The 7,731-nt window shown below is 74.5% G+C and carries 9 protein-coding genes and 1 other RNA gene; 4 read left to right on the top strand and 6 right to left on the bottom strand.

The genetic code is table 11. The features are described 5' to 3' along the window. A partial coding sequence (locus tag ACK8HX_RS16615; protein ID WP_411941828.1) for a hypothetical protein occupies positions 1-422 on the bottom strand: 422 nt, incomplete at its 3' end. Positions 423-561: 139 nt separating this feature from the next. Further along, entirely contained in the window at positions 562-753 is a 192-nt protein-coding gene (locus ACK8HX_RS16610) for a methionine aminopeptidase (RefSeq protein ID WP_411941827.1), read from the bottom strand. Between the two features lie 49 nt (positions 754-802). On the opposite strand from ACK8HX_RS16610, the gene map reads away from it, so the two are divergent. After that, complete coding sequence (gene map / locus ACK8HX_RS16605) at positions 803-1,675, top strand: type I methionyl aminopeptidase (protein WP_411941826.1); 873 nt, start codon at positions 803-805, stop codon at positions 1,673-1,675. Further along, positions 1,672-2,451: a polyphosphate--glucose phosphotransferase gene (gene ppgK / locus ACK8HX_RS16600; protein ID WP_411941825.1), complete on the top strand. Its 780-nt coding sequence runs from the start codon at positions 1,672-1,674 to the stop codon at positions 2,449-2,451. Before map ends, ppgK begins: the two co-directional genes overlap by 4 nt. A gap of 6 nt (positions 2,452-2,457) precedes the next feature. Here ppgK and ACK8HX_RS16595 read toward each other — a convergent pair whose 3' ends face one another. The 4 genes from ACK8HX_RS16595 to ACK8HX_RS16580 form a co-directional block, all read right to left on the bottom strand. After that, positions 2,458-3,117, bottom strand: a complete 660-nt coding sequence (locus ACK8HX_RS16595; RefSeq protein ID WP_411941824.1) for an MBL fold metallo-hydrolase — start codon at positions 3,115-3,117, stop codon at positions 2,458-2,460. 13 nt (positions 3,118-3,130) lie between these two features. After that, positions 3,131-3,832: a B12-binding domain-containing protein gene (locus tag ACK8HX_RS16590; protein ID WP_411941823.1), complete on the bottom strand. Its 702-nt coding sequence runs from the start codon at positions 3,830-3,832 to the stop codon at positions 3,131-3,133. A 99-nt stretch (positions 3,833-3,931) separates the two neighbouring features. Further along, positions 3,932-4,320: RNase P RNA component class A (gene rnpB, locus ACK8HX_RS16585), an RNA gene on the bottom strand. A 23-nt stretch (positions 4,321-4,343) separates the two neighbouring features. Further along, positions 4,344-5,792 (bottom strand): RNB domain-containing ribonuclease, encoded by a 1,449-nt coding sequence (locus ACK8HX_RS16580; RefSeq protein ID WP_411941822.1) that lies wholly within the window; start codon positions 5,790-5,792, stop codon positions 4,344-4,346. Between the two features lie 32 nt (positions 5,793-5,824). Here ACK8HX_RS16580 and ACK8HX_RS16575 point away from each other — a divergent pair, with 32 nt between their 5' ends. Both ACK8HX_RS16575 and ACK8HX_RS16570 read left to right on the top strand, forming a co-directional pair. Then, positions 5,825-6,571: a YaaA family protein gene (locus ACK8HX_RS16575; RefSeq protein WP_411941821.1), complete on the top strand. Its 747-nt coding sequence runs from the start codon at positions 5,825-5,827 to the stop codon at positions 6,569-6,571. Then, positions 6,568-7,674: an ArsB/NhaD family transporter gene (locus ACK8HX_RS16570; RefSeq protein ID WP_411941820.1), complete on the top strand. Its 1,107-nt coding sequence runs from the start codon at positions 6,568-6,570 to the stop codon at positions 7,672-7,674. Before ACK8HX_RS16575 ends, ACK8HX_RS16570 begins: the two co-directional genes overlap by 4 nt. Positions 7,675-7,731 lie beyond the last annotated feature (57 nt).

Here is a 7,731-nt window from a genome sequence, read left to right as displayed (position 1 = left end):
GCGAGCTGGTCGACCGCGGCCCAGGCGGCGGCACTGGTCGCGGCGGGCAGCAGCGCCCACCACGACGTGAGCCCGTCCTCGCCGGGGCGGACCTCCACCGTCCGTCCCCGCCGGCACCGCCGCGCCTGCGCGGCGACCTGGTCCGCGGCGACCCGCTGGGCCACCTGCCGCACCCGCTGCACCGGCCCGTGCGAGGTCAGGGCCGTCTCCACCCGCGCACCCCACGCCGCCAGCACCCCGACCAGGCCGTCGGCGCTGTTCACCAGCCCCTGCGCGGCACCGGCGAGCTCGAACGCGTGGTCGGGGCCCAGTGCGCGACCACCGCTCGCGACCTCGCACGCGAGCGCCGCGCACTCCCGGCGCAGGGCCGCGACCCGGCTCTCGATGCTCCGCCGATCCAGACCCCATGATATCGAACTCACGTTCGACCGGCAAGCCCACCAGCATCGTGTTCGCCTGCAGCAGAACGAGACCCGACGTGGTCAGGGTGTCGGCCCAGTCCGCCCGCGCCGCGCCTGGGACCCGCTGGGACCCGGCCACCCCCGTGGGACCCGTTGGAGCTCAGTCCTCCTGGGAGCCGCCCTCGTTCCACTCCCTGTCCTCGCGGTCCCACCGCTCGGTGTTCTCGCGGGCGTGCTGGAGGGCACCCGCGGCCGCCTCCTCGGTGTCGTACGGACCCATGACGTTGGCGTCCTGGCTGCGGTTGTCGTCGGTCTCGACCTGACCGGAGTCGACGTTGTACCAGTAGGGCATCGGGTTCCTCCTCGGGGCGGGTGCGGTGCTCGTGCCTAGACTCCAACCTATGCCCCTGACGTATGCCTCCGTCGCCCCCGGGACCATCTCCGCGCGGCGACCGGTGCCGGCGTCGATCGAGCGGCCCGAGTACGTCGACCGGCCCGCACCCGCCCGGTACACCGGTCCCGAGGTCAAGGACGCGGAGACGATCGAGCGGATGCGGGTCGCCGGGCGGATCGCCGCGAACGCGATGGCCGCGGCCGCAGCCGTCATCGCGCCGGGGGTCACCACCGACGAGATCGACCGGGTCGGCCACGAGTACCTCCTCGACCACGGCGCCTACCCGTCGACGCTGGGCTACCGGGGGTTCCCGAAGTCGCTGTGCACCTCGGTCAACGAGGTGATCTGCCACGGCATCCCGGACGACCGGCGCCTCGAGGACGGCGACATCGTCAACATCGACATCACGGCCTACATCGGCGGTGTCCACGGTGACACCGACGCCACGTACCTCGTCGGTGACGTCGACGAGGAGTCCCGCCTGCTCGTCGAGCGCACGCACGAGGCGATGATGCGCGGGATCCGTGCCGCGCGCCCCGGCCGCGAGATCAACGTCATCGGCCGGGTCATCGAGAGCTACGCGAAGCGCTTCGGGTACGGCGTCGTGCGCGACTTCACCGGCCACGGCATCGGCACCGCGTTCCACAGCGGGCTCGTCATCCCGCACTACGACGCGGCGCCGTCGTACGACACCGTCATCGAGGCCGGCATGACCTTCACCGTCGAGCCGATGCTCAACCTCGGCACCCACGAGTGGGACATGTGGGACGACAGGTGGACGGTGGTGACGAAGGACCGCCGACGTTCGGCACAGTTCGAGCACACGGTCCTGGTCACCGACCAGGGCCCCGAGATCCTCACCCAGGGAGACGCAGCATGAGCACCGGTAACCCCCTCGGCATCGACGTCGGCGGCAGCGGGATCAAGGGCGCACCCGTCGACCTCGACCTGGGCGAGTTCAGCGCGAAGCGGCTGCGGATCGACACCCCGGAGGTGTCGACACCGGAGGCGGTGTGCGACGTCATCGCGCAGGTCGTCGACCACTTCGACGACGTCCGCAGCGACTCCCCCATCGGCGTGACCATCCCGGGCGTCGTCCAGCACGGCGTCGTCAAGACCGCGGCGAACATCGACAAGTCGTGGATCGGCTGCGAGATCGAGACCCTCCTCGAGGACCGCCTGCAGCACGACGTCGTCGTCGTCAACGACGCCGACGCCGCCGGGGTGGGCGAACTGCACTACGGCGCGGCCAAGGGCCACACCGGCCTCGTCATCCTCACGACCCTGGGCACCGGCATCGGCACGGCCATCTTCAACCGCGGCGTGCTGGTCCCGAACTCCGAGCTCGGACACCTCCAGGTCAACGGCGTCGACGCCGAGACGGTCGCCGCGTCGTCGGCCAAGACCCGCGAGGGGCTGTCCTACCCCGAGTGGGCCGAACGGCTCCAGGACTACTACCGCGCGCTGGAGGACCTGCTCTGGCCGGACCTCATCGTCGTCGGCGGCGGGGTGTCGAAGGACCACGAGGAGTTCCTGCCCCTGCTGGACCTCCGGACGCCGATCATCCCGGCCACCCTCAAGAACAAGGCCGGCATCATCGGCGCCGCGGTGCTGGCGACGAGCGTCCAGAACGAGCGGGGCCGACACACCACCTGAGGCGGGCTACTCCCCCGCCGCGAACTCCACGGCGCCACGCCCGGCGAGGTCGTGGATGCGGGTGTCCGGCGACCCGAGCTGCCCGGCCTGGCCGAGGTACAGGTCGCGCCCGCGCTTCTGCAGCAGGCCGTCGTGGACCGGCACGGCGTGCGGCGCACCGAACCGGCGCAGGAACGCCGTCATGTCACGGCTGCGCTGCCACGGCGCCTGGAGGGGGAAGGCCAGGACGTCCACCTCACCCGGCTCGGCGTCCAGCGCGTCGCCGGGGTGGAAGAACGACGGCTCGCCCTCCGCGTCGAGCCGTACCCCCACGTTGGTGATCCGGGGGATGTCGTCGTGGATGAGGGCGTGCCGCTCGCCGAAGGGCGTGACGGTCACCGAGCCGACCGAGGTCGGCTCCCCCCCGTGCTCGCGCGCCTCGACCCCGGCGCGGGCGAGGACCTCGACGCTCATCGGGTCGCAGAGGACGACGGCACCCCGGTTCGCCGCGGCGAGCGCGGGGAACCGCTCGGGGTCGAGGTGGTCCGGGTGCTGGTGCGTCACGAGGACGGCGTCGAGCCCGGTGACCCCGGACAGGTCCTCGGCGAAGGTGCCGGGGTCGACGAGGATCCGGGTGTCCGCCATCTCGACGAGGAGGCAGGCATGGCCGAGGTGGGTGATCCGCATGGATCCACGCTAGTCAGCCGACGGCGGGTTCGGAGCCCTCGTCGTCACGCACCAGCGAGAGGTGGCCACCGCTCGTCGCGGCGGCCGGGACCCCGACGGCATCGACGACGCGGGCGGCGTCACGCAGGTCCCGCGGCAGGAGCGTCGTCGACGGGGGCGCCGCTGAGAGCGCGTACGCACCCTCGCCCGCGAGGAACAGCGGAACCCGTTGGCCGAGCCGGGTCAGCGACGGCAGGCGGGACTCGAACGCCGAGCGGCGCACGCCCGCGAGCACGCACGCGTCGGCCCGCAGGAACCGCACGGCCTCGGCGACGGCCGTCATCGGGGTGTTGGCGCCGAGGCTGACGACCCGCCACCAGCGGGCGTGGAGCATGGCGCCGAACAGCTCGAGCGGGAGGTCGTGCAGCTCGCGCGGGGGGCACGCGAGGACCACCGTTCGCACCTGGCTCCCCTGCACCGGCATCCGCAGCTCGCCGAGGACGCCGCGGAACGTCGTCGACACGAAGTGCTCGTGGAGGACGGTCAGCTCACCGCTCTCCCAGGCATCCCCGACCTCCTTGAGGACGGGCAGGATGACCTCGCTCACGGTGTCGTCGACGCCGGCGACGAGCAGCGACTGGAGCAGGACGTCGCGCACGGTGGCGCCGTCGAGGTCGCGGACCGCGGCCAGGACGGTCGCGCGGTCGGTGTGGTGGTCGCGGGAGGAGTCGGTCACGGGTGCACGGTACGTCACCGCGGGCCGGATCGGACAGGTCGGTGCGGACCGGCTGCGGACCGGCCGCGGGCCGCATCCGCGCAGGTCAGTCGTGGTCGGGGGACGAGTCGGGCTGTAGGCCGGGTTCTGTCCCGCGCGGCCGTCGCCGGCCGTGCGGTGACGGTCATCCATCTCGGGTGGCCGTTGCCGACCACCTCCAGCGCCCTACCCGTGTGCTCGGGCGGGCCGCCCTCGAACGCACACTGTCTGGGCTTGCTCCGGATGGGGTTTACCGAGCCGACCTGGTCACCCAGGCCGCTGGTGGTCTCTTACACCACCGTTTCACCCTTACCGCCGCTCCGGTCGCTCGACCGGTGCGACGGCGGTCTGTTCTCTGTGGCACTGTCCCGCGGGTCACCCCGGGTGGCTGTTGGCCACCATCCTGCCCTTCGGAGCCCGGACCTTCCTCGGCGGTGGTTGCCCACCGACGCGACCGTCCGCCCGACTCGTCCACGCCCCAGTCTAGGGCTGCTCACGCGCGGCGGAGGACGACCTCGCCGGCGGCGACGTCGGCCCGCTCCACGCGCACCTCGACGTCCTCGCCCAGCCCCGCGCGGTCACCGGCGACCCGTGCGAGGACGGGGAGCTCGACGAGCTGGACCTCCATGCCCTTGTCGGTGTGGTCGACGACGACGGCCCGCAGGGTGTGGCCCTCGCGGCCGTGGAGCAGGGCGGCCTCGGTGGCATCGGCGCAGGCCCGCTCGGCGGCGCGGGCCGTGCGGTCGGAGGCGGCCATGAGCTCGGGGACGAGGGGCAGGGCCTCGCGCACCTCCCCCGGGACCTCGCGGCCCTGCGACAACGCCTCGCACACGACGAGCCCGAACCGGTCGACCAGCCGCCGCAGCGGCGCGGTGACGTGGGCGTAGGGACCGGCGACGGCGGCGTGCTCGTGGACCTTCGGCACCGGCCCGTCGACGACGGTGTACCCCGCGCCGCGGAAGAGGGTCGTCGCCTCGTGGATGAGGGCCAGGTGCCGTGGGTTCCTGCGGTCGAGGGAGCGGACGAGGTCGCCGTACGACTGCTCCTGCGGCCAGTCGACGCCGAGGCCCCGGGCGGCGCGGCGGAAGCGCGCGAGCGCCTCGTCGGTGGGCTTCGGCATCGTCCGCAGGATGCCGACGCCGCCCTCGAGCATCATCGTCGCCGCGGCCATGCCGGTGGCGAGCGAGATCTGCGCGTTCCACTCCTCCGCGGCGACCGGCGGACGGAACTCGAGCGAGAACCCGCCGTCCGGGCCCTCGGTGACCTGCTGCTCGGGCATGGGCAGGCTGGCGCCGCCGCGCGCCTTCTCCTGCGCCAGCCGCCGCCCTCCGACCTCCTCGAGGAGGACGAAGCGCTCGTCGTCGGTGCCGGCGTCGACGGCGGCCTGCACGGTGGCGTAGTCGAGCCGCTCGACGCTGCGGACCATGGCCCGGTACACCTCGGCCGAGGCGATGGCGCCGGCGCCGTCGAGCCGCAGGTCCCAGACGAACGCGGGACGCACGGTGCCCGGCAGCAGGCTGGCCGCGCCCTCGGAGAGGACCTCGGGGTGCAGGGGCACGCGCACGTCGGGGCAGTAGACGGTCTGGCCGCGTTCGCGGGTCACCCGGTCCAGGGCGCTGCCCGGGGCGACGAACGCGGGGACGTCGGCGATGGCGTACCGGATGCGGTGGCCGTCGCCGTCGCGCTCGAGGTGCATCGCCTGGTCGAGGTCCATCGAGCCCGGCGGGTCGATGGTGAAGAACGGCAGCGCGGTCTCGTCCCGCTCGGGCGGCGCCGGTGGCGCCTCGGCCACGCGCTCGGCCTCCGCGAGGGCGTCGGGCGGGTAGTCGAGGGAGAGACCGAGCTCGGCGCGCACGGCCTCGAACCGGGCGCGCAGGGCCGCCAGGCTCCCCGTGGGGACGTCGGCGTCGGTGGGCGTCAGGACGACCTTGGGGTGCGGCACGCCGCCCAACCTAACCCGCCTAGGCTGTCCCGGTGCTGATCCTGCTCCCGCCGTCGGAGTCGAAGTCCAACCGCCGGCGCGGCAGGCCGGCCGACCAGGCGACCTGGTCCTTCCCCGCCCTCGCGCCGACCCGCGAGCGGGTGGCGGCCGCCCTCGTCGAGGCGAGCCGCGGACCCGACGCCCTCGACGTCCTCGGGGTCACCGAGGGGCTGCGCGAGGAGGTCGCGCGCAACCTCGCCCTCGACGCCGCGCCCTCGACCCCGGCAGCCGAGGTCTACACCGGCGTCCTCTACGACGCCCTCGACCTCGCCTCGCTCGACACCGCCGCCCGGCGCCGCGCCAACCGGTGGCTCGTCGTCGTCTCCGCGCTCCACGGGGCGGTCCGCCCGACCGACCGGATCACCGCCTACCGGCTGTCGATGGGCGTGACGCTGCCCGGGGTCGGACCGCTCGCGAGCGCCTGGCGGCCCGCGCTGGACACGGTGCTGCCGGAGGCCGTGGGGCGCGGCGTCGTCGTCGACTGCCGGTCGGCCGCCTATGCCGCCGCCTGGCGCCCCGACCGCGAGCTCGCCACCCGCTGGGTGCAGGTCCGCGTCCCGGGGGCGAGCCACATGGCCAAGCACACGCGCGGGCTCGTCGCGCGCCACCTCTGCGTCGCCGGGGCCACCCCGCGATCGGTCCCCGCGCTGGCCGACGTCGTCGCCGGGGCGTTCGAGGTCGAGCTGCACGCCCCGCCGCGCCCCGGCGCACCCTGGGTCCTCGACGTCACGGCTCCGTGACCCTCCTCGACGCTGCCGCCCTGGAGGCGCTCGTCCTCCGGCTGCTGCCCGTCGTCGTGTTCCTCCTCGCCATCACGGTGACCGCGGAGGTCGCGGAACGGGCCGGGGTGTTCGACGTCGCCGGCCACCGCGTCGCCCACTGGGGGCGGCACCGCGCGTGGGCGCTGTGGGTGCTCTTCGCCGCCCTCGCGGTCGGGTGCACGGTCGTGCTGTCGATCGACACGACCGCGGTCCTCCTCACCCCGGTGGGGCTCGCCGTCGCGCGGCAGGTCGGCCTCGACGCCCGGCTGTTCGCCGTGACCACGCTCTGGGTCGCGAACACCGGCTCCCTCCTGCTGCCCGTCTCGAACCTCACGAACCTCCTCGCCCTGCACACCGTCGGCCGGCTCGGGCTCGGGCACGGCGACTTCGTCCGGCTCGCGTGGGCGCCGGCACTCGCGTGCGTGGGGGCGACCCTGCTCCTCGTGGCCGCCCTCCACCGGCGGACGCTGGCGGCCGGGTACGCCGTGGACCCGCCGCCGGACCCGCACGACGCGGTGCTGCTCCGGTGGGCGGGGGCCGTGTGCGTCGCCCTCGGGCCGCTGTTCGCCCTCGGGGCCCCGCCGTGGGCGGTCTCGGTCGTGTCGGCAGCGGTCCTCCTCGCCGTCGCCCGTCGCCGCGCGCCCGCGCTGCTGGCCGACCTGCCCGTCCCGTGGCTCATGGCCGGCGCGTTCGTCGGTGTCTCGCTGGCGGTCGAGGTGCTCCACGAGGTCGGGCTGACGCAGGTCGTCACGGGGCTGCTGCCTGCCGGGTCGGGCGCGGCCGCCCTCGCGGGGGTCGCCGGTGCGGGCGCCGTGGTCTCCAACGCCGTCAACAACCTGCCGGCCTACCTCCTCCTCGAGCCGGCGGTGGCCGAGGCCCCCGAGCGGCTCATGGCGCTCCTCGTCGGCGTCAACGCCGGCCCGCTCGTCACCCCGTGGGCCTCCCTCGCCACCCTGCTGTGGCTGCAGCGCTGTCGGGGCGCCGGCGTCGTCGTGCCGTGGCGGTGGCTCCTCCCGGCAGGGGCCGCCTGCGCGGCGCTGTCGGTCGGCGCCGGCGCGCTGGCCCTCGCCGCGACGTCCTGACCTTCGACAGAGCCCCCCGCACGTGCCGCTCGGGCCCGCCGATGACGTTGGATGGGG

Source organism: Oryzobacter faecalis (genome assembly GCF_046764005.1).
Classification (GTDB): Bacteria; Actinomycetota; Actinomycetes; order Actinomycetales; family Dermatophilaceae; genus Oryzobacter; species Oryzobacter faecalis.
The sequence above is the reverse complement of the archived record's forward strand: the minus strand, read 5'-3'. Positions and strand labels throughout refer to the sequence as shown.